Here is a 22,097-nt window from a genome sequence, read left to right on the forward strand (position 1 = left end):
GGTGTGCGATGCGCATCTTGTTGACAGCTAATCATTACAGGAATACATTCTGCCCAAATCGATTTGGGGTAACATTTAAATCGATTTGGTAAAGAACTTATCTACATGATCATCGCAACACTACGTCTAGACCTGAATAACAATAATTCCATGAGCCGCCATTATTGGCTCAACGTAGAGGTGGGTATGCCGGACAACGATAAACACGTCTTTTCTCCTGTTAATGAGCGCCTGCCATGGCGACAGTTACTGATGTTTGGCACCCAGCACGTGCTAGTTATGGCTGCGTCACCCATCGCGTCAGTCTTCCTGATGGCTACAGCGCTAGGTTTCTCCAGTGAATTAACGCTTCAGCTTTTGAGCGCAACCTTCATGGTCTGCGGGCTGGGCTCTCTCCTACAGTCGTTAGGCTGGCGCGGCTGTGGTGCTCGCTTACCCTTCATCATGCTCCCGGGTGGAGCACCTATTATGTTGTTCATATTGATTGCCCAGCAAAACGGGGTGGCCGTTGCATCGGGCGCGGTCATTTTGACCGGTGTTTTCTATTTTCTCGTCTTACCCATTTTTCGCAGATTACTGCGGTTTTTTCCTTCGGTGGTGGTTGGAACGATGCTGCTGCTGGTTTCAGTCAACCTGATAAAGCTTTCGGGTGAGTTGATTGTCGGCCGACCAGACAGTGTCAATTTTGCTGCACCTCAACATCTACTTCTGGCCTTTTCTACCATCGTTATCACTGTGCTCTGTTCGCGCTTGTTGCGGGGAACACTCGGCCAATTATCAATATTGTTTGGGCTGTTGGGCGGCAGTTTACTGTCCGTCGTACTCGGGGTTTTTGATAGCTCTCAATTAAGCCTGTTTCCTTTATTGAGCCTGCCCACCGTACTGCCATTTGGCATGCCTGAGTTCGACCTATTCGCCTCAATTCCATTGATGCTTTTTTGCCTTGTTTCGATGGTTGAGGCTACCGGTCAGACGGTGGCTATCCGTGAAGCTGTAGACAAACCCCTTGATGTAAATCGGGACGTTGTTCGCACCATTCGAGGTGATGCTTTGGCGTCAATTCTTGGGGGATTCATGGGGACTTCGTTAATCATTACCAGTGGAGAAAACATCGGCGTTATTCGTGCGACCCAGGTTCGCTCCCGGTATGTGACGGCGGTCTCTGGTTTGCTCTTGCTTTTGTTCGCATTGCTGGCCCCTTTGGCCCGTTTGATTGAGGGCGTGCCTGAAGCCGTTGTCGGTGGAACCAGCCTGATTGTCTTCGCGATTGTGGGAACCATGGGCATCGACATGTTGCGCAAAGTCGACCTACGAAATCACGGCAACATGTACGTTGTGTCGACGGCCATGGCCGTCGGGTTGCTACCCATACTTGTCCCCGGCGTCTACAGCCACTTTCCCAACGGTCTTTCTGGTTTGCTGGGTAATGGCGTGGCGATGGGCGCACTAACCGCTGCTGTCATGAATTTTTTATTCCATTGCATTGGCCACCCGCACGCATCAGTTGATGACAAGGCAAAACTAGCGACTAAGGCTTCTTTATGAACAGTAAAATCTCCTCCCTGTCCCCCTACTCTCCTGAACAACTTGTCGCCGCAGATCAGCTGTTAGCGCCCGACTGGTTGTTGCTTCCCGAGGGGCCGCGCCGTGGCCAGGCCGTACTTGTGGTAGACGGTGTGTTCGCGGATGTAGGCCCCCTGGCGATGTTGAAAAGTCGATATCCCGCTCATCAGATCCAGCGGCTTGAAAACATGCTGCTCATGCCCGGGTTTATCGATACTCACCACCACCTTAGCCAGAGCTTTGGCAAAGGCCTGGTGTTCGGTGAACCCTCAGAGATCTTTCGGCGTATATGGATTCCCCTTGAAGGCTCGCTTGATGCAGAGCTGCTGTATTTGACCAGCAAGCTGGCAGCCTTCGAGTCACTGCGTGGTGGATTCACGACTGTTTGTGATGCGGGCACTCGTTCTCAGGAAGGGGTTGAAGCCATTGCCAAGGCCGTTCATGAAGTCGGCATGCGCTGCGTGCTTGCGAAGACTTGCAACGACCTGCAGGGTGAGCAGGTGCTTGATGCAAGTCGCATCCTGATGGTGGCGGATAAGCATTTGTCAGACTGGGACAACGATCCGTTGATCACGCCGTCCTTGGCCATTCCTATCCCGGAAATTGCGACTGACAGTACCTTGCGGGCTGTGTATCAGCTTTGCCACGAGGCAGGACGTGTATTCCAGAGCCATGTCAATGAACACCTCGTTGCTGTCGAACGTTCCCTGGAGCGTTACGGCGTCAGGCCATTAGAGCATTTGCACCGAGCCGGCGCGCTTGGTCCCCATGCATTGCTTGCTCACGCAACCCTCCTGACGCCAGAAGAGCTCTGCTTATTACGTGATAGTGGTGCCTCCGTTAGTTACAACCCTGTAGCCAGTGCATGGAAAGGCAATGCTGTTGCGCAAGCACATTTGATGCACTGCCTCGGAGTTCCCTTGGGTTTAGGGACCGATGGCACTCGCGGCGACGCCTTTCGCTTGCTGGACGCCGCCGAGTCCGCACAGCGCTTTGCCCATGGTTTGCCCGTCGGAGACTCCGTATGTGGAAGTGGAGAACTATGGCTGAACATGGGCACACAGACCGCTGCAGATGTGTTGGGGCTAGGCAAAGTGACCGGGCGAATTGCTAAAGGCTTGGCTGCCGATTTTCTGCTGGTAGACCTGGCTGTACCTGAACTACTGCCATCATGGAACCTGACCTGGGATCTGGTGCGGTTGGCTAATCGGGATCAGATTCAAGCCGTTGTCGTGCAAGGCAAGGTGCGTCTATGGCATGGCTGGCCAACTGACTGGGATGCCCGTGAATTAATGCGTCAGGTTGATGCGCTGGCCAGAGACGTCGTAAACCAAGCTCCCGTGCATAAAGTCCATCCGTTTCCGACGGTGGCCTAATTCAAATCGTTATTGAGAACACCATGAACTTGCCAGTTGACCCACTGTATATCATTGCTTTCGCCGTTGCCGCTGGTGGCCTTATCCAAGGTACAACGGGCATGGGCTTCGCCCTCATTGTTGCGCCAGTCATGGGCTTGCTGGCTCCCGAGTCATTGCCAATAAGCCTGCTAATACTGATGTTGCCGTTAAATGCTGTGATTGCATGGCGAGAGCGTAATGCTATCGACTTCAGGGGCAGCTCATGGATCACCTTAGGCCGTTTTGCGGGTACCTTCGGTGGTGTTTGGATACTGTTCTGGTTGCCGCTCTCGCAATTGAATTTGCTTATTGGCTTATCAACCATTGCAGCGTGCCTCGTCACCTGGATGGCACCTTCTTTCATCCCTGGACGGCGAGCGTTGATTTCAACTGGCGTCATAACAGGGATTACCGAAACGGCCACAGGTGTTGGTGGGCCGCCACTGGCACTGGTTTACCAGCATGCCTCGGTTGCCACATTACGGGGCTCTGTGGCTCTGTGCTTTTTGGTGGGTGAGTTGATCTCGCTTGTGGTGCTCACCTTAGGCGGGCATTTGCATACAGAGCAGATTTCACCGGTTCTGGTTCTATGTTTTCCCTTGGCGATAGGTGTGTTCGCAAGCCACTGGGCACGTCACCTTCTTAACGAGAGTCGCTTACGTCGATTTGTACTGATATTTGCTTTCGTTTCCGGATCACTTTTAGTGCTGCAGTAAGGCAAAGTCGTTGCGAACTAGCCGATGCACTCGCAACGACTGCGTTATTGATTGCCACACGACAAATCGCCTTCAACGCAATTTAATTGCAAGTTCAGACGCTCTGTCTGCGCTTGCGTGAGCTGATCCAGGCAGGCGGACACAATCATTGGGTGCACACTGCCATCGGCGGTTCCGTAGGACTCGAACTCACATTGAGCATCCCGGTAATTGATCCATGCGCGCTGGGCTGTTTTCAACTTGGCAAGCCCCTCTTTACTGACCTTTTGGCTGAGGGCTGCGTAAGATTTATTCAGTGCGGCATCGGAGGCTCGGTATGACTGTTGCGCACAGATATTCAATGAGGCTTGATCCTGAGCATTGGCGCAATCAGCTTCCTGGGCGAAAACATTTTGGGATGATAAAGCGCATGTGAAGATAAATGCGGCTACTCGGAACATGGGTCAGCCTCTGTAATTCGCCACGGGTATTAATGGTTGTTGCAGGCAGTGTAATCGATTATGAGTAAACCCGAGCCTGGCCACCTTAGGCTCGAATTACCCATGATTGGTTTAGCCCTTCCCTGCTCTGCCGCAGTAGCCTTCACCGTCTCGAATTTACGCCTATTAGCAGCCCAACTCACTGCCTATGCAAACGTGCTAATCATCAGTGCATACCGCCAGACAACTTGAACTCTTGGGGCGCACACCCGCTCTACATTTATGGATGCCAAAAGCCTGCATCCATAAAAAGGAGTACAAAATGAACAGCCCGATTAAATGCATTTGTTCAGCACTTTTTTCACTGACCTTGCTCGCGAGCGCGTCCGCTGGTGCAGCCACCTCTGATAAGCCTGACAGCCAAGACAAAGTTCAAACACCTGAGCCAGGCGCGCAAAGTCAGACGCCTCCAACACTGATTAAACCGCAGATCAAAGATCAGGATCAGAACACCGATAATAATGACGGTGAAACTGACAATGACCAGACGAAGCAACCTAGCGAATCAAACGACACTGACGCTGAGCTTGATTAAAACTGTGCCTGAAACCTAGGTTCAGCGCAGCGCCAGGAGGTAACTATGCCGCGTGGAAGCAAAGCTAAATACACCGATAAGCAAAAGCGCAAAGCTGAGCACATCGAGACCACGTACGAAGACCAAGGCGTAAGTGAAACTGAAGCCAAAGCCCGTGCTTGGGCCACTGTAAACAAGCAGTCAGGGGGTGGTAATAAAGCAGGCGGTTCAGGCGCGAGTACAAGTGCTGCGGCCAAAAAAAAGGCGCGCCAATCATCAGCTCAAACCGCTGCAAAATCACGTGAAGGAAAACTTCGGCCTGGACAAACCTTCGATGAACTGACGAAAGACCAATTAATGGACCTCGCCCGAAAACGTAACATCAGCGGCCGCTCAACCATGCGTAAGGCGCAGCTATTAGAAGCCCTGCGCAAGCACTCCTAGCAAGTATGAGGCGTTAACCTTGGACCTAATCGATCTACTTCAGTGGCCTGCTATGGTCATGACAGTATTGGCAGCTTGGTTGATTGGCTCGCTTAGCCCCAAAAGAAGAATATTTGGCTTTTACAGTTTTATACTGAGCAATATTTTATGGGCCGTATGGGGGTGGCACGCCCATGCATGGGCCCTGATTGTTTTGCAGCTATGTCTGTTCTTAATGAATATCCGCGGATTGGCAAAAAATCGCGCAGAAGCACGTGCCGAACTCGACCAATAATCTGTTTATGGGAACACGAATGAAATTGTTGATGGCTGGCGTGATGCTAGGATTGCTGGCTAACTCCAATGCGGTACTAGCGCAGAAGAACGATGTAAAAGCGGTGATTGACCCTGTCATCAGCTCATTGATGCAACAACAGAAAATACCCGGCATGTCGGTCGCCATTGTTCGTCCGCAGGGCACTGCTGTGTTGAATTATGGCGTTGCCGATCGCAAGCTGAGAACAGCGGTCAATGATCAAACCCTGTTTGAAATTGGCTCACTTAGCAAAACCTTTACCGTAACCCTGGCATCGGTTGCCGTCCAACACGGAAAGCTTGAGCTTGATGCTGCTGTCACTCAGTACCTGCCAGAACTTAAAAACAGCGCCTTCGACGCCATTACCGGGGCCAATCTTGCGACTCACACCTCTGGCGGCCTGCCACTTTTCGTACCCGATGAAGTCACCAATCGCCAACAGCTTATGGCCTGGTATCGCCAATGGCAGCCAACCGCTCCAATTGGCAAGGTGCGCACCTACTCCAATTTAAGCATCGGCTTGCTTGGCCTCGAAACCGCTGCAAGCTTGGGTGAGGACTTCGTGACTGCGATGCAGCAAAACGTACTGAAACCACTGGGCATGACCCATACATGGTATGCCGTTCCCCAGTCTCAGCAGGCCCATTACGCCATGGGTGAGGACAAGCAAGGCAAGCCGATTCGTGTTGCGCCCGGCGTACTCGACGACGAGGCCTATGGCATCAAGACAACTGCTGGGGACTTGGCATATTTTGCTCAGGCCAATCTGGGCTTACTGGATATCGAAAACAAGTTTAAAGCGGCCTTGAACGCGACCCGAGAAGGTCGTTATCAAGTTGGCCAAATGACGCAGGACATGATTTGGGAACAGTATGCCCTGCCAGTTTCAGTGGATAGGCTATTGGCGGGTAACGGCTATGACATGATCCTCAAGCCCAACCCGGCTGATGCGATCAAACCCAGTCAGAAGCCTCGCAATGATGTCTGGATAAACAAGACCGGTTCTACAAATGGTTTCGCAGGCTATGTTGTCATGCTGCCCGGTAAGCAGACGGCGCTGATAATGCTGGCCAACAAGAACTACCCCAACGATGCACGTGTCCAGGCTGCATACCGCATTCTCTCTGACCTTGGGGCGATGTAGGCGCGCTTTGCCTTCACGGTATCTGCCTGCCTCTACGCCCAAGGGTAAAGGCCCCTTCTCCAGATGTCGTGGCTAACCATTTATGCCTATTCACTGAGGCGCTACGCACGCGCCCGGTTCAGTTCATGCAAGGGTAAATACAATCCGTTCTGCAGAAGTGCGCGACCAAGCTTCCTCGACCTGATCCAGTGGTACGGCGCAGGCTTCAACTTTCAGGCCTGCAGGTCCTATGGCGTGCAAGAGTTGGCCAACTACTTTAACTAAGTCCGCATTTGAAATACTGCCTAAACCGCTACCCATCAACTCCAGCCCTGAGCTGCGTAGTGGTCCGGTCGTCATGGCAAGGGTCGCACCCGCCAGCGCGCCGATATTGACGAAGCGAATTCGCGGCGCTGCTTCGCCACTGCCATAGCCTACTGCCGCATTGATAAAACATTCAGCGGGCGGGCCCCACAGGTAATCCAGTACAACGTCCACGCCCCCGTTTTGTATCGCCTCACGGAAGGCCGCGGTGAGCGATTCAGATGACTGACCCAAGCAAATAAATTGATCAGCACCCAAGTCACGCAGCTCTGCTTCAACGCTAGGATTACGCGCAGTGGCAATGATTCGGGACGCACCCAAATGACGTGCCACCTGAATGGCAAGACGGCCAGAAACACCCGCGGCGCCATTAATCAATACAGACTCACCAGCTTTGAAATGCGCCCGCTCTTGCAGCGCGGCCCACGATGACATCCCCGGGTTAGCAATGGCTGCAGCAGTAACATCATCCACACTGTCCGGTAGTGCCACACATTGGTCAGCCTTGACTGCCACGGTTTCAGCCATGGCACCAACAGGTCCGCGTGGAAATGCGAAATACACCCGTGTTCCATCTTCCAACAAACCCACACCGTCTGCGCCAGGCACCATAGGCGTTACCTTGCCACTGCTGTAGTGCTTACCACTTGCCTGCGCCCGGACCAACTGGCTCAGTGCCGCAGCTTTGACGCGCACCAAAACCTCTTGGGTCTGAGCCACGGGCGCAGCGATTTCACCATACTGAGGGGGCCGTTCGAAGGCGTGAACGATGGCAGCTTTTATCATGAACCGTTTCCTTTGCATTAACCTACAGGCACTCAAGGGCGACACTATTAAATGCCAATTCAATAGGCAACTGCTCGCATAAATTTACAACAGTATAAATTAGCTGAGCAGTGCTATTCAGAAGTTAATCACCAGGAACACGAGTAGAGAAAAGCCGTTGACAATTGCTTGTCAACGGCTTTAGTGGATGTTTCGAGAGGAGAATAGGCCGTGCGTCACGGCCAGTTCGTTAGCTTAATTGTTTACTGACACCGTCAGTTGCCAAGGATTTAATAAAGCCCATCATCAACAGCAGCATGATCGCCATAAAGGGCAGGCCCATTGCGACAGCTCCGGCCTGAATACCTTTGAGCGCAGTATCTCCGCCGATGACGAACAATGTGATGGTCACCAATGCCACCATCAACAGCCACAGAATACGTTGCCCTGCGTGGGTGTCGGGTTCTCCCCCTGCAGCCAGGTTATCGACGACCAAGGCACCAGAGTCCATGGACGTAACCATAAAGATCACCAGTAACACGACCACAAGAATTGAGGTGATGGTCGACATTGGCAGCACTTCGAGGAATTGGAACAGCGCCATGTTGATATCGGTCAGCCCAGCCGCAAGACCGCCCTGCCCTGCGGTGACTTGATCAATTGCACTGAGACCAAAAGCAGCGAACCAGAAAATAGTCGCAATAGTTGGGAAAACCATCGCCACACAAACCAGTTGGCGCAATGTACGGCCGCGAGAAACCCTCGCAACGAATACCCCTACAATTGGCCCCCACGTGCACCACCAAGCCCAATAGAAAACGGTCCAGCCATGAAACCAGTCTTGGTCAGGCCGGTTAATCCAGTTCGCCAATGGCCCAAAGTATTCGACATAGTCAGCTGCTGTGGTGACGACAGATGAGAAGAAAGTCCCGACGCCAACGGCGATAGCGACCAAAACGAACAAGGCCAAAGCCAACAGCATGTTGATGTTGCTGAGCAGCTTCACCCCGGCATGCATGCCTCGCCACAATGACAGCGCAGCAAGCGCAGTCACGATGAAGATAAACAGAAGCTGAAAACTGAATGAGTTGGCAATCCCCAGTACATGGGTAATGCCCGCCGTGGCTTGCATGGCACCTAAACCAAGGGAAGTGGCCAAGCCAAACACAGTCAGTACCACCGTGAAGATATCAACGATTTGACCTGGCAAACCTTTGTAGGCGTCGCCAATCAGCGGCTTCAAACCAGAGCTAAGGGAAAATGGCATGCCCTTATTGAAGGCAAAATAGCCAATCACCAATGCGCTGGTGAGGTAGATCGCCCAAGGGTGAAGGCCCCAATGAAACATGGTTGCGCCCATAGATGCATGCGCGGCTTCAGGGGTATTTTTAATGACGTTGAGGGGTGTCTTCCACCATTCGGTATATTGCGCTACAGGTTCGGCAACACCCCAGTAAAGCAAACCAACGCCCATGCCTGCAGCAAACATCATTGAGAACCACGACAGCATGCTGAATTCAGGTTTTGCGTCTTCACCGCCAAGGCGAATTTTACCGTAGGGTGAGATTGCAATCCCGGCGCAGAATAGAACTGCCAAGTTGCCCATGATCATAATAAACCAATCACAGTTCTGGATAATCCAGCCCTTTGTTGATTCAAGGGTCTGACCAAATGCCACAGGATCATAGAGCGCAGCTAACACCAGCGCTAAAACAATAAAAAATGACGCTGGAAAGATCACACGATGAAAATTCAGGCCCAGGATGCGCATATTTAATGCGGGGGGCTGGGCAGCTTCTGCAGTTATATCTTTCATTACACGGCCTCGCTATTGTTTTTGTATTAAGCCAATTCAGGGAAGACATTTCGTCTACAAGGCAAGTTTCCTGAATTGTGCTGGGGTGCGATATTCAGTCAGGTCGAACAACTCAACAAACCATTTTATCTCGTTGATTTATGAGTTTTTATCACTGATGTTTTGCTCATCCACGCCACCCGTTCACAGGCATTTTTCTGCCTGTGAAACTGTTCGCAAATTACGGATGGTTGTCGCTCAGCCAAGCCCGTGACGTTGCTTCCAGTCACCGGGATGCACCACATAGCCAAACAGCGCATGACCGCCATAAACTAACGCTGTGCCTTCTGGAATCCACAGCATTTGCCCAGGTGTAACGCGATATAGTTGGCCATTTGCCTGTAACTCGAAACAGCCTTCAATAACGAAAATAACTTCGTCATAGAGCAGCGTCCATGCCACTTCTGCGCCTTCCCAACGGGCGAAACCAACTCCTATGTTGGGTGAAATTTCATTGCTGATTGCACGCGCTACAAATGCTTGTCCTTGACTATCGGCAGCACTGCGCAAGGCGAAATCGAGGTTTTGATGGTCGACCAACAACACAGGGCCTTTGCCGGAGGTTTTGCTTGCTTCACTCATATTTCACTCCGGCTGTTAAATGCGGCCAAACGGATGCGTGAACGCACACCAATTCCTAAAAAGGGCTCAGGCGGATTAAGTGACGGCATGCCTGTAACCGCTTGAATATCACGTAACTGACTCGACTCTGCGCCAATAGCCAGGTCAGCCAGCAGCGTGCCGGAAATCGTACCCCAAGCAGCACCGACACCATTGTCACAGGCCGATGCAAAAACGCCGTCCTGTAATTCGCCAAAGAAGTTGGTGAAGTTACGGGAAATGGCATATACCCCGCCCCACGTATGGGTGAAGGGAACATTGGCCAGTTGCGGGAAGCGCGCCAAAAACGCCTTGCGATGATCAACTGCAACCTGTTGGCGCATTGCATCATTGGTACTGCGCCCGTACTTGGGCACATGCTTGTAAGTGTTACGAATGATCAACCGACGATCCTGTGTCATGCGCACGGTAGTGCCTGCATGATCAGCAGGGGTCAGGCCCCAATCCAGTTGGCCACCGTACTCAGCCAGTTCAGAATCGGTGAGTGGGCGGGTCCAACTGGCGAAGGTCATCACCGGCAGCAAACGGTTACGCAGAAAACCGAATTCCTGAGTAAATATACTGGTGCCCAACAGCAACGTCGGCGTAGTGATGCGACCGTTAGTGCCGTGCAAAATCCAGCCGCCATTGCCATCACGCTCAAGCCGCTGAATGGGCGACTCTTCCAACAGTTCAACATTAGCTGGCAAGCTACGCGCCAACCCATTAACCAAGGCGGCAGGCTGCATCAGGTAGCAGCCCGGGGTAAAAATAGCCTGGCTGTAATGTTGGCTGCCAATGACCTTGGCCAGCGACTCACGTTCGATCCATTCGAAAGGCTCACCGAGGTCCTTCATCAAGCCTGCAAAATGCTCAAGGTAAGCTTGCCCACGCGGGCCGACTGCGCCTTGGTATTTACCGGCGTGCGACCATTGGCAATCAATCCCATGCTGATCAACCAAGCCTTGTAACTTACCGATTGCCGCACGATTGAGAGCCAGCAAACGCTGCTTGTGTGCAGGGTCCGGATGCTCAAGGGCAAACTTGTGCGGCAGGTCAATCACAAATCCTGAGTTACGGCCCGACGCACCATGGCCGACGCGCTGTGCATCGACCAGAATGATACGAGCCTCCGGCAGTTGCTCAGCCAGACGTCGAGCGGCGGCAAGACCAGCAAAACCGGCACCAATAATGGCGTAATCAGCCCGTTGTTGGCCGGCTAAACGCTTGGCCGCTGGCACATCATGCAAGGCGCTGTACCAGCCGCAGGTAGAGTCATCCAGCGGCAAGTTAATCTTTTTATTAGTCATGATTGAGCCTCAGGCTACGGCTTGTTGCGCGGTTTGGCAGCTTTGCAGCCAAGCGTTACGTTGCAGCTGGGCTTGGCGGCCTAGCAAGACAAAGCCGCTTACCAAACCATCGGTGTGATAAAAACCAGCACATATGCCATCGGCTGTTGGCGTACAACGCCACTCCCCGATTGCACCCACTGCAGGTGGCAGCAAGCACAATGGCGCTGCCGGAGTTTTCACCATCACGGGCATTAACGGGTATGTGGCTGGACTTGGTTCACCGAGCAAGGTTTTGCACAGAGCCTGAATACCTTGATTAATCGGCGCAAGATACGGTAGTAATTGCCCATCAATTTCAATGCAATCGCCCAATGCGAAAATACCTGGTACCGAGGTTTGTAGATGCGTGTCGACTTTGATACCACGATCAGTGGCCACACCTGCGCTTTGCGCCAAGGCCAGGTTGGGGCGCAGGCCGACTGCTGACAACACCAGATCGGTATCCAGCGTCTGGCCATCCGTGAGCTGCACACGATAGCCTTGCGGCTGCCGATCAACCTGAGCCACTGAATTACCTAAGTACCAATTCACGCCCTGCTCGCTCAGCGCGGTTTGCAGGTGTTGCCCCGCCTCGGCGGGCAGCAGGCGCTCCATGGGCCATTTCCCGAGCCCAATCACACTGACCTGATAACCATTGCTGGCCAAATCATTGGCGAACTCACAACCAATCAGGCCATCGCCGATGATTGCGACCCGCTTAACCCCTTCCAGACGCTGGCGGAAAGCTTGATAGTCATGCAGGTTGTTGATGCTCAGTACCGCATCGCTTTCGCCAACAATTGGCAACCGAATCGGTGCAGCACCACTGGCCAATACCAATTGGCCGTATTCCATATCACCCAAATTGGTGTGCAGTGTGCGCTTGACGCTGTCGATGCGCTCGACCCGGCAATGTGCATAGATACGAATATTCAGGCGTTTTTCCAAGGCCATAGGCGTCTCACCTGCCAGCCCTTCAGCGGTTTTGCCTTGAGCCAAGCCAATCGACAGCGCGGGCTTGGAGTACAGATGCCCTGACTCTTGGGTGATCAAACGAATTTCAACGTTTGCGTCTGCGCGGCGTAGTGCCTGAGCCAAACCGTAACCGGCATAGCCGCTGCCGATAATCACGATTGGTTGACGCGGTTGCGCGCTTATCACTGGTTTTGCTGTGATCACTGGAGCCGCCACAGCAGCGACGGGCTCTGTGATATCGAGCATCTCGAAATCACTTTTGCCAACACCACAATCGGGGCACTCCCAATCTTCAGGCACATCTTCCCAACGGGTTCCCGCGACGATACCGTCTTTTGGCCAGCCTAATGCTTCATCGTAGATCAGGCCACAGACCACACAGAGCCACTTTTTCATGATCGTCTCCACTTACTCGCCAGCCACACGAATGGCTACGTTTTTGGTCCGTACGTAGCTGTACAGGGCTTCCTGACCTTTCTCCCGACCGAAGCCTGACAATCCCACGCCGCCAAATGGAGTTTCAATACCACCGGCGTACCATTCGTTGACGAACACCTGGCCTGCCTTTAAACGGCGGGTGCAGCGCATGGCGCGGCTGATGTCTTGGGTGAATACGCCCGCAACTAAACCGAACTCAGTACCGTTGGCGATGCGCAAGGCATCTTCTTCAGTGTCAAACGGGATGACGGCCAATACCGGGCCGAAAACTTCGGTCTGGGCAATGCTCATTTCAGGCGTGACATCACGTAGTACGGTTGGGCGCATGAAGTGCCCCGCACGATCACTGAAGGATTCCCCGCCGGTGGCGATAACTGCACCTTCATCAGCGGCCTCTCGGCACAGCTGCTCGATACCGGAAAGCTGCCCAGCGCTGATAACGGGTGTCAGGTCAGGGTTCTCCGAGCCAATCCCGACACTCATGCATTCGGCCATCTGCACCACAGCGTCAACGATTTCATCGTAGATTTCGCGCTGAACCAGTAAGCGTGACATCGCCGAGCACACCTGACCGGCGTTGAAGAAAATACCGCTCTTGACGCTGGCCAATACTTGCTCACGATCCGCGTCGGCAAACACCAATGCAGCAGATTTACCGCCCAGCTCCATCACACTCGGGATTGCGTTTTCAGCCGCTGCACGCAGGATTGACTGACCAGTTGGCACCGAACCGGTGAACACAATCTGATCGACCTGTTTGCTGCTGACTAGGTACGAGCCGACTTCACGACCCCGGCCGCAAATCAAGTTAACCGCGCCCTTAGGCAGACCCACTTTGGCAATAGCGCGCATTAATACGCACATGCCCAGCGGCGATAGCTCTGGGGACTTGATTACCACTGCATTGCCAGCGGCCAATGCAGGTGCCAATGAACGTGCGCAGATTGAAACCGGGAAGTTCCATGGCACGATTTGCGCCGATACGCCCATAGGGTCGTACTGGGTAAAATCCATATAGCCGTTACCCAGCGGAATTGACGTGCCTTCAATTTTGTCGGCCATGCCGGCGTAGTACTCAAAGTAGCGTGCTGACTCGATGAACTCATCACGGGAGTCATTCAGGCTTTTGCCATTTTCCTGGCAAAGTACCCAAGCGCCCTCTTCCGCCACCGCACGAATTTCAGCAGCAATTTGCAGCAGCCACGTCACCCGTTGCGCAGGTCGCACGCGGGTCAGCTCATTGCTGTCAGCGCAGCGCCGAGCAGCATCCAGTGCACGTTGAGCATCTTCAACTGAGGCTTGAGCAATGGTCGCCAGCGGCTCGCCATTGGCAGGCTGGTTGACCGTTAAATGGTTCGCGCTGTCGATCCATTCGCCATCGATGTAGTTAAGCCAGTGAGCAGCAATCTTGGTCATGTCTGTCTCCTCAGGCTGACTTATCAGTGTTTAGAAACTGGCGGGCAGCCCAGGTATGGAAAAAGTGAGTCGGGATATCCATTTCAGGAGAGAAGGCACCGCCCTTGTAACCCGGCGAATGACGACCTTTTTGCATCCCCTCAACGGAGCTGATGTCCTCAGCAAACACCACTTTCCAGGATTCCAGAACTGAATTGCGGCAGGCGGCGTACTCATCGTTAAGCGCCTCATCACCAACATAAAACACCCGCAAATGCTCAAGGGTGCGGCCCGGAGAGACAGGCTCAAGTTGCATGGCGAACGCATGATCGGCCTGAATACCCAGCAGTACGTTCGGGAAAAACGCGACATATTCAGCATTGCGCAGACGATCCTGCGGCCAGCTCGGAAACTTCGGCATGTGCGTACCGGCTACATCAGACAGGTTGTAGGCATAGCTGCCTTGGCCCGCGAAGTTGTCGCCGAACATGATGTTGTAGTGATCTTCAAGGCGCGAGTAGGTGTTCAGGCTTGGGTGAACCCAAGGCAGGTGATAAGCCTCGCAGTAGTTCTCAACGGCGAGCTTCCAGTTGCAGTTGATATCCAGGCTAGTGGCATCAAAGCCTGGGCGACGACGCAGCAGGCTCATGCCTTCTTCACCAATAAACTGGCTCCAGCGTTCAGTCAGAGGCGCAAGCATTTCTTCGAGCGGTTGCGCATCACCCGACAGGTTAATGAACACCATGTCCATCCAAATAGCGCTGCGCAATGCTTTGAGGCCGTGCTTCTCGCAGGCAAAGCGTTCATCTTTGTGTTTATCGATACCGCCCACATGCGGTGTACCACGCAGTGAACCGTTCAAATCGTAGGTCCAGGAGTGGTAAGGGCAACGAATAACGCCCTGCACCACCCCTTCTTCTTGCACCAACTTCATGCCGCGGTGGCTGCAGACGTTGTGGAATACCTGCACCACGCCTTCGCGATTACGCATCAGCAGCAGAGGTAAACCCATGAAGTCGATTGGTTTGACCGAACCATTTTGCACAAGGTCGCTGGCGAAGCCGACACAGGCCCAGGTTTTGCCCATCACCTCATCGCGCTCAAGTTCGAAATAACGCTGCTCGGTATAAAACTCATTGCCCAGGCCAGTGGCCTGATGAATTGGATTGAGGACGTTTTCCAGTTGCTGGACGGGAATACGTTGAGAGATGGAATTGTTCATTGTTTTTCTCCCCTGCTGGGCACGATTAGTCTTATTTGGCAGGCGCGTTAGCCACACTCCGTTGACCGCGAGTTTCGAGAAAAACAGGGATTATCGACAAACGATTTTTTACATCACGTTTTATGATTTTTTATCATTAATAATTTTATAAGCCTTCTGAAATAGCTGAATTAGAGGCTGTATTATTTATTTATGATTAAATATCATTAATTAAAGAGGAAAACTTATAACTGCTTAGACGCCTGAAATAGCGTGCGCTAAGGATAAGCGCACCTAATTATCAGGTCGCCGTTTCAGGGTCGCTCAACACGACAGGAAGTTGGGATATTAACCAGGAGCGAAATTGCCTAACGCTCTGGCGGGTGGACGCTCTATTGTTCGGCTCAAGCAAACAAAACTGGCCCTCTGTCATCAACGTCGCTTCAACCGGCCGTACCAGTGCTCCGGTTTGTAAGTGATTGTCGACCAGATTAGACCAAGCCAATGCGATGCCCTGCCCGCCAGTGGCGGACTGCAGCAGCATCGAGTAGCTGTTGATATTGATGCGGTGCCGTGGCTCCACCATTTTGGTGCCAATGCGGGTAAACCACTCCGACCAGCCAATCCAGTCCCGTTGTGGATCTTCCAGCCACAACAGCGTGCAAGATGAAAACTGATCAACCGTTTCCAACTCTGGATGCTTCGCCAGGTAGCCCGGGCTGCAAACCGGGAATACTTCCTCGGCGAACAAGGGTGTTACTTGCATGTTTTTTGGCAGTGTACGGCAGTAGTACAGGGCTAAGTCGCAATCCAGCCGCGAGTAATCCTTAACGTGATCGTAGGCAATAATGCGCAGATCAATGTCTTCGTTATCGCGCTGAAATTCAGCCACTTTCGGCAGTAACCACAGCGATGCCATAGCGGTGCTGGTGGCCACCGTAACCTGCTGTGCGCCGCGCCAATGACGGATTTCACCGGTGGCGTTGGCAAGCCCAAGCAAGGTGTCACGAACCACTTCGTAATACTGATTACCCGTTGGCGTCAGATTCATCGCACGGGTTGTACGCTCAAATAACGCCTTGCCCAGATAATCCTCAAGCAGCCGCACTTGGCGACTCACCGCCCCTTGGGTCACATTCAACTCATGTGCCGCCAGGGTGAAGCTTAAATTACGCGCAGCGCTTTCAAACGCAACCAGACTGTTCAACGGTGGCAATGGATTAATTTTCATCAGGCAACCACTTTTATTATGTTTGTAGCTCATCTCACTTTAAAACGGGGTTTGATAAAGCTAAACCTAGAAATGCAGATCAAGCATCTGCAGGCACAGATGCTCGTCTTTAAGATAACTAGGCTTTATCAGCACACCCAAATAAAAAGTTTCTGATGAGTTGTTCATCGCAAGACAGGCTTTTTACGCCACCCTCTAGCGAGTGCGCCAGTCTTTTATGTTGGCACCGAGTCCAGAGTAGAGGTCAAGGCTGGCACCGGAGTGTCACCAGCATTGCTGCCAGGAGTTCTCCTTGAATACTGCCAATCTAATTGATGAACCTACTAATCCCACCACAATTTTAATTACTTGGTTGTTCGCGCAATGCTCTGCAAACGGCCTGTTATTAGGTCAAAAACGCCAACGCGCTGCGCGCCGCGATGGCTGCCATAATGTCTTGGCGTGCCGCGTCAGAAAGTCAAAACCTCAGACTCAACCAGTCCCAGGTACTGTTTGCGGCTAGATTTATTTAACTGAACAACGATTATTTTAAAACCAGTCTATTTCCATCAGAAAATTTTAACGAAAGGCAGACAATGACCAGTCGACCTGTACTCTTAATTCGACTGGCACAACGTTTTGCTGGTGGATGAATGCTAGATACGCTGCGCTACCACAGCTTGGGAACTCCGGTTATTATCGGTGCATTTCAATTTTAACCAGCTTGCCGTCGAGAAACTTGAGGTGCCTGGATGCGCCGTTATCGGGCCCGTACACCCAGTTTTCGACGGTTACTGAGTTGTCCGGTGGGCGTCCATCAGCACCAATCTCTGGGGTGATTGTTTGCTGTGTGTCCGGCTTACCACACTTCTCTAGCACGACGGCTGTCGTGTCGCCCTTACTGATAATTCCATTTGTGCAGCGCATCGATGCTTCGACACTCGTCTGAATGGCCATCAGCATTAAGCTCGCCAGCAATGTCCGGCTGAGTGTGAGTTTCATAAGTACCCTACCTTGGAGGGGCGCTACGGATTTACCCGAAGATAGCAGCTATTCCTTTTCTCCGGAGCCTCAAGACGCTTGGCAATTTCTCGAACGTTGTGACAAGGCGAAGCGTGTTCAGAGCGCTGAGCAATTCGTAAATCCGGGGCAAATGGCAACTACGGTGCGACAAGCGCAGGTTGTCTACCAAAGTTGACGATTTATCCGGATATTGGCGCCAGAGAATGGCGGACAAAAAAAGCGTTGTCCGCCTACGGCTCATCCAACGGCGTAAATGGTCCAATCCGTAGGGTGGTCAACGCGCAGCTTGGCCACCATTTGCAGCCAATTATCCAAATATCCGTTCGCGCAGATGGTGGCTGAAAAAAGCGTCAACCACCCTACGTGAGTCAAAAGCCGATAGCCCAATATCCACGCAATGAGCCAACAGTCCAATCCTAGTGATAAACGGAGTTTGTCCACCAAGGTTGAGCGGTTTATCTGGATATTGGCGCTAGAGAATGGCGGACAAAAAAGCGTTGTCCGCCTATGGGTCATCCAACGGCGAAAATGATCCAATCCGTAGGGTGGTCAACGCGCAGCTTGGCCACCATTTGCAGGCAATTATCCAAATATCCGATCGCGCAAATGGTGGCTGAAAAAAGCGTCAACCACCCTACGTGAGTCAAAAGCCGATAACCCAATATCCACGCAATGAGCCAACAGTCCAATCCGAGTGATAAACGGAGTTTGTCCACCAAGGTTGAGCGGTTTATTCAATTATTTGCGCCAGAGAATGGCGGACAAAAAAGCGTTGTCCGCCTATGGGCTATCCAGCGGCGTAAATGATCCAATTTGTAGGGTGGTCAACGCGAAGCTTGGCCACCATTTGCAGGCAATTATCCAAATATCCGATCGCGCAAATGGTGGCTGAAAAAAGCGTCAACCACCCTATGTGAGTCAAAAGCCGCTAACCCAATATCCACGCAATGAGCCAACAGTTCAATCCGATTGACAAACGAAGTTTGTCCACCAAGGTTGAGCGGTTTATTCAAATATTTGCGCCAGAGAATGGCGGACAAAAAAGCGTTGTCCGCCTATGGTCTATCCAGCGGCGAAAATGGTCCAATCCGTAGGGTGGTCAACGCGCAGCTTGGCCACCATTTGCAGGCAATTATCCAAATATTCGATCACGCAAATGGTGGCTGAAAAAAGCGTCAACCACCCTACGTGAGTCAAAAGCAGATCATCGATACCTGTGGCTTAGTTCATACCCAGCCAGTTCGGCAGGGCCATGGACACCGCCGGGATGTAGGTAATCACCATCAGGAAGCCCAGCAGCAGCATCAGCCAAGGCCATGCAGCGCGGATCACCTGAGTCAGTGGCATGCCGGTCACCGCCGAGGTGACGAACAGGTTCAAGCCCACTGGTGGGGTTATCAAGCCGATCTCCATGTTGACCACCATGATGATGCCCAAGTGGATCGGATCGATGCCCAGTTGCACGGCAATTGGGAACAGGATCGGTGCCAGAATCAGGATGATTGCCGACGGTTCCATGAAGGCACCGGCCACCAGCAACACGATGTTCACCACCAACAGGAACTGCCAAGGCTGCAAGCCTGCTTCGATCACCCAGGCGGTGATGGTTTGCGGGATTTGCTCAGTGGTCAGCACGTGGGCGAACAGCATGGCGTTGGCGATGATGAACATCAGCATGATGGTCAGCTTGCCGGAGTCGAGCAGCACTTTCGGGCAGTCGCGGAAGGTCAGGTCTTTGTAGACGAACAGCGCCACAAAACCTGCATACACCGCCGCTACGGCTGCCGCTTCAGTCGGGGTGAACATACCCGAGTAGATACCGCCAAGAATCACCACCATCAGCAGCAAGCCCCAAACGGCTTTGCGAGCAGCGGTCAGAAATTCGCGGAACGTCGCGCGTGGCTGGGCAGGCAGGTTCATTTTGCGCGCGACGATGTAGATCGCCACCATCAATGACACGCCAAGTAGCAGGCCCGGAATAACCCCGGCCATAAACAGCTTGCCGACCGATTGCTCAGTGGCGGCCGCATACACAACCATGACGATTGAAGGCGGAATCAGAATACCCAGCGTACCGGCGTTACACACGATACCGGCACCAAACGCCTGCGGGTAACCCGAGCGAACCATGCCGGCGATGGCAATCGAGCCAACCGCTGCAACGGTGGCAGGCGATGAACCCGACAGCGCAGCAAACAGCATGCAGGCCATGACCGCCGAGATCGCCAGGCCGCCACGAATGTGCCCGACACAGGCGTTGGCGAAGTCGATCAAACGCTTGGCCACGCCGCCGGTGGTCATAAACGCACCTGACAGCAAGAAGAACGGAATCGCCAGCAGGGTGTAGTGCTCGGAGGTTTCAAACAGTTTGATGGCCAGCGAACGGACCGAATCCGGGCTGAACAGCATGATGGTCACCGAGCCCGCCAGGCCCAGCGAAACGGCAATCGGCACGCCGATAAACATCAGCACAAAGAGTGCGACGAAGAGGAACAAAATAGTCATTAGTTATGCTCTCCGTGCTCTTTCAGTTTCAATGCATCTGCCGCTTCATCGGCCAAACCAAGACCGGTTTGCTTGTTACTCAGAATGCGCACGAAGATTTCCAGAAAACGGATAAACACCATGGCGTAGCCAAATGGCACGATGGCGGTGATGTGCCATTGCTTGATGCCGTAATGGCCGAGGTCTTCAGCACCGATGCCGGCAATAAACAGGGTTCTGACCCAGTCAAAGCTGCCCACTGCGATCATCCCGGCGTAAGTCAGGCAGGCCGCGCAGGCGATCAGGCCGATAACACGTTGAATTGGGCGTGGGGCCAGTTTGACCAGCGCATCCACACCGATATGCCCTGCGGTACGCACACCGTAGGCCAAACCGAAAAATATCAACCAGGCAAACAGGGCCTTGGTCAGGGCGATGCTCCAAGTCATGGACTGGGCCATGTCGAGAATGTGATCACCGATCCAGAACAGCGTCTCGCTCCCGCCTTCCCAGTGGTCAGCCCAGCTGTAGAAGAAGGTGTAGAGGTTGTTGAGGATTACGTAGGTAAAAGTGACCAGGGTCATAGCACCCAACAGGAAGGCGATAAAAGCTTCCTCAAAGTGATCCCAGGTGCGCCGCAGGGCGTTCATAAGGAGCCTCCTGAACGAGTTATTATTGGCTTAATCCATTAAGAATGCGGGACTCTACCCCAGCAGCTTGCAGCCCGACATTCACCATTGATGGATGCCGGTTTCGCTACAGCCTAAGGCCGTTTTGCAAAAAACAACGCGAGGGAATAAAGCAGGCTTTTGGTTGGGGGAATCAACTGACCACAACGTTGATCGTGGGGGACGTTGAGGTCAGTTGAATTTCGGGGGTTAACCAAAAGCCTGAAACTGGATCTGCAGCCACCAACGCGGTGGCCGCAGCGGGCTGTTATTCAGCTTTGTTTGCCGCTTTAGCCGCTTCGATCACATCTTTGCCGATCTGATCTTCAAACTTCTTCCACGCAGGGCTTACGGCATCGCGCCAAGCATTGCGCTGCTCAGGTGTCAGGGTAATCAACTCGACCTTACCTGAGTCCAGAATCGCCTGTTTGGCCTGATCGTTAAGCTCAGCTGCTTGCTTATTCACCTCGGTGGTAACCTCAGCGACGATCTCTTCAAGCTGGCTGCGAATATCCGCTGGCAAGCCGTTCCAGAACTTTGTGTTGGTGATCAATACGTAGTTGCCAATGGCATGATCGGATTCGATCATGTACTTCTGCACTTCGTAGAATTTCTGGCTGTAAATATTCGACCATGGATTGTCTTGGGCGTTAACCACGCCAGTCTGCAAACCTTGGTAAATCTCAGCGAAGGACATTTTACGCGGCACGGCACGCAAGGCGCTGTATTGTGCTGCCTGCAGGTCAGATGGCTGAACCCGGAATTTCAGACCCCGAGCATCCGATGGCTTGACCAGTGGCTTGTTGGCCGTCAGTTGACGCATACCGTTAAGCCAGAAAGCCAACCCCGTAATACCTTTGTCTTCCATCGACTTGAGCATCGCCTTGCCCTTGTCAGAGTTCTGGAAGCGCTGGGCAGCCGCCATGTTGTCGAACAGGAACATCATGTCGAACAGTTGCAGTTGCTTGGTGTACTGCTCAAGTTTTGAGGGTGCAGGCGCAAGCATTTGCACCTCATTAAGCATCAACGCTTCCATCTCTTTACCATCGCCATACAGCGATGAGTTGGAATACACCTGTACTTCAACTTTACCCGCCAGACGCTCATCAACCAGTTTCTTGAACAGCAGCGCGCCTTTGCCTTTCGGGGTGTTATCAGCAGTAATGTGCGAGAACTTGATCAGAATGGGGTCCGCGGCCTGGGCAGTCAGAGCTCCAGCCAACGCAAAACCAGTGACCATGCCCAACAGGACACGACGAACAGACGGATACTTCATGGGGTGAGCTCCTATTATTTT

20 protein-coding genes and 1 pseudogene are annotated in these 22,097 nt (G+C 52.8%); 7 read left to right on the forward strand and 14 right to left on the reverse strand.

What is annotated here, in order from left to right; genetic code table 11:
* The first annotated feature begins 105 nt into the window (after positions 1 to 105).
* The 3 genes from ACIGCM_RS19935 to ACIGCM_RS19945 are packed head-to-tail and all read left to right on the forward strand — an operon-like array spanning position 106 to position 3,676.
* Positions 106 to 1,545 (forward strand): uracil-xanthine permease family protein, encoded by a 1,440-nt coding sequence (locus tag ACIGCM_RS19935; protein WP_397503786.1) that lies wholly within the window; start codon positions 106 to 108, stop codon positions 1,543 to 1,545.
* Positions 1,542 to 2,939: an amidohydrolase family protein gene (locus ACIGCM_RS19940; RefSeq protein ID WP_397503787.1), complete on the forward strand. Its 1,398-nt coding sequence runs from the start codon at positions 1,542 to 1,544 to the stop codon at positions 2,937 to 2,939. The genes ACIGCM_RS19935 and ACIGCM_RS19940 overlap by 4 nt, the downstream gene beginning before the upstream one ends.
* A 23-nt stretch (positions 2,940 to 2,962) precedes the next feature.
* On the forward strand, positions 2,963 to 3,676 hold the full coding sequence (locus ACIGCM_RS19945) for a sulfite exporter TauE/SafE family protein (RefSeq protein ID WP_397503788.1): 714 nt from the start codon (positions 2,963 to 2,965) through the stop codon (positions 3,674 to 3,676).
* 44 nt (positions 3,677 to 3,720) lie between these two features.
* Here ACIGCM_RS19945 and ACIGCM_RS19950 read toward each other — a convergent pair whose 3' ends face one another.
* Positions 3,721 to 4,116 (reverse strand): lysozyme inhibitor LprI family protein, encoded by a 396-nt coding sequence (locus ACIGCM_RS19950; RefSeq protein WP_397503789.1) that lies wholly within the window; start codon positions 4,114 to 4,116, stop codon positions 3,721 to 3,723.
* A gap of 301 nt (positions 4,117 to 4,417) precedes the next feature.
* On the opposite strand from ACIGCM_RS19950, the gene ACIGCM_RS19955 reads away from it, so the two are divergent.
* The 4 genes from ACIGCM_RS19955 to ampC are packed head-to-tail and all read left to right on the forward strand — an operon-like array spanning position 4,418 to position 6,552.
* Positions 4,418 to 4,690, forward strand: coding sequence for a hypothetical protein (locus ACIGCM_RS19955; RefSeq protein ID WP_397503790.1), 273 nt, complete (start codon positions 4,418 to 4,420; stop codon positions 4,688 to 4,690).
* 45 nt (positions 4,691 to 4,735) lie between these two features.
* The gene (locus ACIGCM_RS19960; protein WP_397503791.1) at positions 4,736 to 5,113 is read left to right on the forward strand and encodes a Rho termination factor N-terminal domain-containing protein; all 378 of its coding nucleotides are present in this window, start codon (positions 4,736 to 4,738) and stop codon (positions 5,111 to 5,113) included.
* Between the two features lie 52 nt (positions 5,114 to 5,165).
* A complete protein-coding gene (locus ACIGCM_RS19965) occupies positions 5,166 to 5,387 on the forward strand; it encodes a hypothetical protein (RefSeq protein ID WP_397503825.1) in 222 nt (73 codons plus the stop codon).
* Between the two features lie 19 nt (positions 5,388 to 5,406).
* Positions 5,407 to 6,552, forward strand: a complete 1,146-nt coding sequence (gene ampC / locus ACIGCM_RS19970) for a class C beta-lactamase (RefSeq protein ID WP_397503792.1) — start codon at positions 5,407 to 5,409, stop codon at positions 6,550 to 6,552.
* A gap of 123 nt (positions 6,553 to 6,675) precedes the next feature.
* On the opposite strand, the gene ACIGCM_RS19975 is transcribed toward ampC, so the two are convergent.
* From ACIGCM_RS19975 to ACIGCM_RS20035, 13 genes and pseudogenes are all read right to left on the reverse strand, one after another.
* The gene (locus ACIGCM_RS19975) at positions 6,676 to 7,641 is read right to left on the reverse strand and encodes a zinc-binding alcohol dehydrogenase family protein (protein WP_397503793.1); all 966 of its coding nucleotides are present in this window, start codon (positions 7,639 to 7,641) and stop codon (positions 6,676 to 6,678) included.
* Positions 7,642 to 7,870: 229 nt separating this feature from the next.
* Positions 7,871 to 9,436, reverse strand: coding sequence for a BCCT family transporter (locus ACIGCM_RS19980; RefSeq protein ID WP_397503794.1), 1,566 nt, complete (start codon positions 9,434 to 9,436; stop codon positions 7,871 to 7,873).
* A 237-nt stretch (positions 9,437 to 9,673) separates the two neighbouring features.
* Positions 9,674 to 10,057 carry an ethanolamine utilization protein EutQ gene (locus ACIGCM_RS19985; protein WP_397503795.1) on the reverse strand — a complete coding sequence of 128 codons (384 nt, stop codon included), beginning with the start codon at positions 10,055 to 10,057 and terminating at the stop codon, positions 9,674 to 9,676.
* A complete protein-coding gene (locus tag ACIGCM_RS19990) occupies positions 10,054 to 11,385 on the reverse strand; it encodes an NAD(P)/FAD-dependent oxidoreductase (protein WP_397503796.1) in 1,332 nt (443 codons plus the stop codon). The genes ACIGCM_RS19985 and ACIGCM_RS19990 overlap by 4 nt, the downstream gene beginning before the upstream one ends.
* A gap of 9 nt (positions 11,386 to 11,394) precedes the next feature.
* A complete protein-coding gene (locus ACIGCM_RS19995) occupies positions 11,395 to 12,627 on the reverse strand; it encodes an FAD-dependent oxidoreductase (RefSeq protein WP_397503827.1) in 1,233 nt (410 codons plus the stop codon).
* Positions 12,616 to 12,777 (reverse strand): annotated as a pseudogene (locus tag ACIGCM_RS20000) (rubredoxin); the annotation flags it as partial. The gene ACIGCM_RS19995 and the pseudogene ACIGCM_RS20000, both read right to left, overlap by 12 nt.
* 12 nt (positions 12,778 to 12,789) lie before the next feature.
* On the reverse strand, positions 12,790 to 14,235 hold the full coding sequence (locus ACIGCM_RS20005; protein WP_397503797.1) for an aldehyde dehydrogenase family protein: 1,446 nt from the start codon (positions 14,233 to 14,235) through the stop codon (positions 12,790 to 12,792).
* Between the two features lie 10 nt (positions 14,236 to 14,245).
* Positions 14,246 to 15,436, reverse strand: a complete 1,191-nt coding sequence (locus ACIGCM_RS20010) for an aromatic ring-hydroxylating dioxygenase subunit alpha (protein ID WP_397503798.1) — start codon at positions 15,434 to 15,436, stop codon at positions 14,246 to 14,248.
* Positions 15,437 to 15,716: 280 nt separating this feature from the next.
* Positions 15,717 to 16,646 (reverse strand): LysR substrate-binding domain-containing protein, encoded by a 930-nt coding sequence (locus tag ACIGCM_RS20015; RefSeq protein WP_397503799.1) that lies wholly within the window; start codon positions 16,644 to 16,646, stop codon positions 15,717 to 15,719.
* 675 nt (positions 16,647 to 17,321) lie between these two features.
* Positions 17,322 to 17,627: a DUF2845 domain-containing protein gene (locus ACIGCM_RS20020; protein ID WP_397503800.1), complete on the reverse strand. Its 306-nt coding sequence runs from the start codon at positions 17,625 to 17,627 to the stop codon at positions 17,322 to 17,324.
* A 1,242-nt stretch (positions 17,628 to 18,869) separates the two neighbouring features.
* Positions 18,870 to 20,153, reverse strand: coding sequence for a C4-dicarboxylate TRAP transporter large permease protein DctM (gene dctM, locus ACIGCM_RS20025; RefSeq protein WP_397503802.1), 1,284 nt, complete (start codon positions 20,151 to 20,153; stop codon positions 18,870 to 18,872).
* Positions 20,153 to 20,782: a TRAP transporter small permease gene (locus tag ACIGCM_RS20030; RefSeq protein ID WP_397503804.1), complete on the reverse strand. Its 630-nt coding sequence runs from the start codon at positions 20,780 to 20,782 to the stop codon at positions 20,153 to 20,155. Before ACIGCM_RS20030 ends, dctM begins: the two co-directional genes overlap by 1 nt.
* Positions 20,783 to 21,068: 286 nt before the next feature.
* Positions 21,069 to 22,076: a TRAP transporter substrate-binding protein gene (locus tag ACIGCM_RS20035; RefSeq protein ID WP_397503805.1), complete on the reverse strand. Its 1,008-nt coding sequence runs from the start codon at positions 22,074 to 22,076 to the stop codon at positions 21,069 to 21,071.
* Positions 22,077 to 22,097 lie beyond the last annotated feature (21 nt).

This window comes from Pseudomonas sp. NPDC078700, assembly GCF_044542375.1.
Taxonomy (GTDB): domain Bacteria; phylum Pseudomonadota; class Gammaproteobacteria; order Pseudomonadales; family Pseudomonadaceae; genus Aquipseudomonas.

Coding starts and splice junctions, on each gene's coding strand:
- dctM (WP_397503802.1), bottom strand. CDS start 20,153: ATGACTATTTTGTTCCTCTTCGTCGCACTCTTTGTGCTGATGTTTATC.
- ACIGCM_RS19945 (WP_397503788.1), top strand. CDS start 2,963: ATGAACTTGCCAGTTGACCCACTGTATATCATTGCTTTCGCCGTTGCC.
- ACIGCM_RS19965 (WP_397503825.1), top strand. CDS start 5,166: ATGGTCATGACAGTATTGGCAGCTTGGTTGATTGGCTCGCTTAGCCCC.
- ACIGCM_RS20035 (WP_397503805.1), bottom strand. CDS start 22,076: ATGAAGTATCCGTCTGTTCGTCGTGTCCTGTTGGGCATGGTCACTGGT.
- ACIGCM_RS19990 (WP_397503796.1), bottom strand. CDS start 11,385: ATGACTAATAAAAAGATTAACTTGCCGCTGGATGACTCTACCTGCGGC.
- ACIGCM_RS19935 (WP_397503786.1), top strand. CDS start 106: ATGATCATCGCAACACTACGTCTAGACCTGAATAACAATAATTCCATG.
- ACIGCM_RS19950 (WP_397503789.1), bottom strand. CDS start 4,116: ATGTTCCGAGTAGCCGCATTTATCTTCACATGCGCTTTATCATCCCAA.
- ACIGCM_RS20015 (WP_397503799.1), bottom strand. CDS start 16,646: ATGAAAATTAATCCATTGCCACCGTTGAACAGTCTGGTTGCGTTTGAA.
- ACIGCM_RS19960 (WP_397503791.1), top strand. CDS start 4,736: ATGCCGCGTGGAAGCAAAGCTAAATACACCGATAAGCAAAAGCGCAAA.
- ACIGCM_RS20020 (WP_397503800.1), bottom strand. CDS start 17,627: ATGAAACTCACACTCAGCCGGACATTGCTGGCGAGCTTAATGCTGATG.
- ACIGCM_RS20010 (WP_397503798.1), bottom strand. CDS start 15,436: ATGAACAATTCCATCTCTCAACGTATTCCCGTCCAGCAACTGGAAAAC.
- ACIGCM_RS19940 (WP_397503787.1), top strand. CDS start 1,542: ATGAACAGTAAAATCTCCTCCCTGTCCCCCTACTCTCCTGAACAACTT.
- ACIGCM_RS19985 (WP_397503795.1), bottom strand. CDS start 10,057: ATGAGTGAAGCAAGCAAAACCTCCGGCAAAGGCCCTGTGTTGTTGGTC.
- ACIGCM_RS20005 (WP_397503797.1), bottom strand. CDS start 14,235: ATGACCAAGATTGCTGCTCACTGGCTTAACTACATCGATGGCGAATGG.
- ampC (WP_397503792.1), top strand. CDS start 5,407: ATGAAATTGTTGATGGCTGGCGTGATGCTAGGATTGCTGGCTAACTCC.
- ACIGCM_RS20030 (WP_397503804.1), bottom strand. CDS start 20,782: ATGAACGCCCTGCGGCGCACCTGGGATCACTTTGAGGAAGCTTTTATC.
- ACIGCM_RS19975 (WP_397503793.1), bottom strand. CDS start 7,641: ATGATAAAAGCTGCCATCGTTCACGCCTTCGAACGGCCCCCTCAGTAT.
- ACIGCM_RS19955 (WP_397503790.1), top strand. CDS start 4,418: ATGAACAGCCCGATTAAATGCATTTGTTCAGCACTTTTTTCACTGACC.
- ACIGCM_RS19995 (WP_397503827.1), bottom strand. CDS start 12,627: ATGCTCGATATCACAGAGCCCGTCGCTGCTGTGGCGGCTCCAGTGATC.
- ACIGCM_RS19980 (WP_397503794.1), bottom strand. CDS start 9,436: ATGAAAGATATAACTGCAGAAGCTGCCCAGCCCCCCGCATTAAATATG.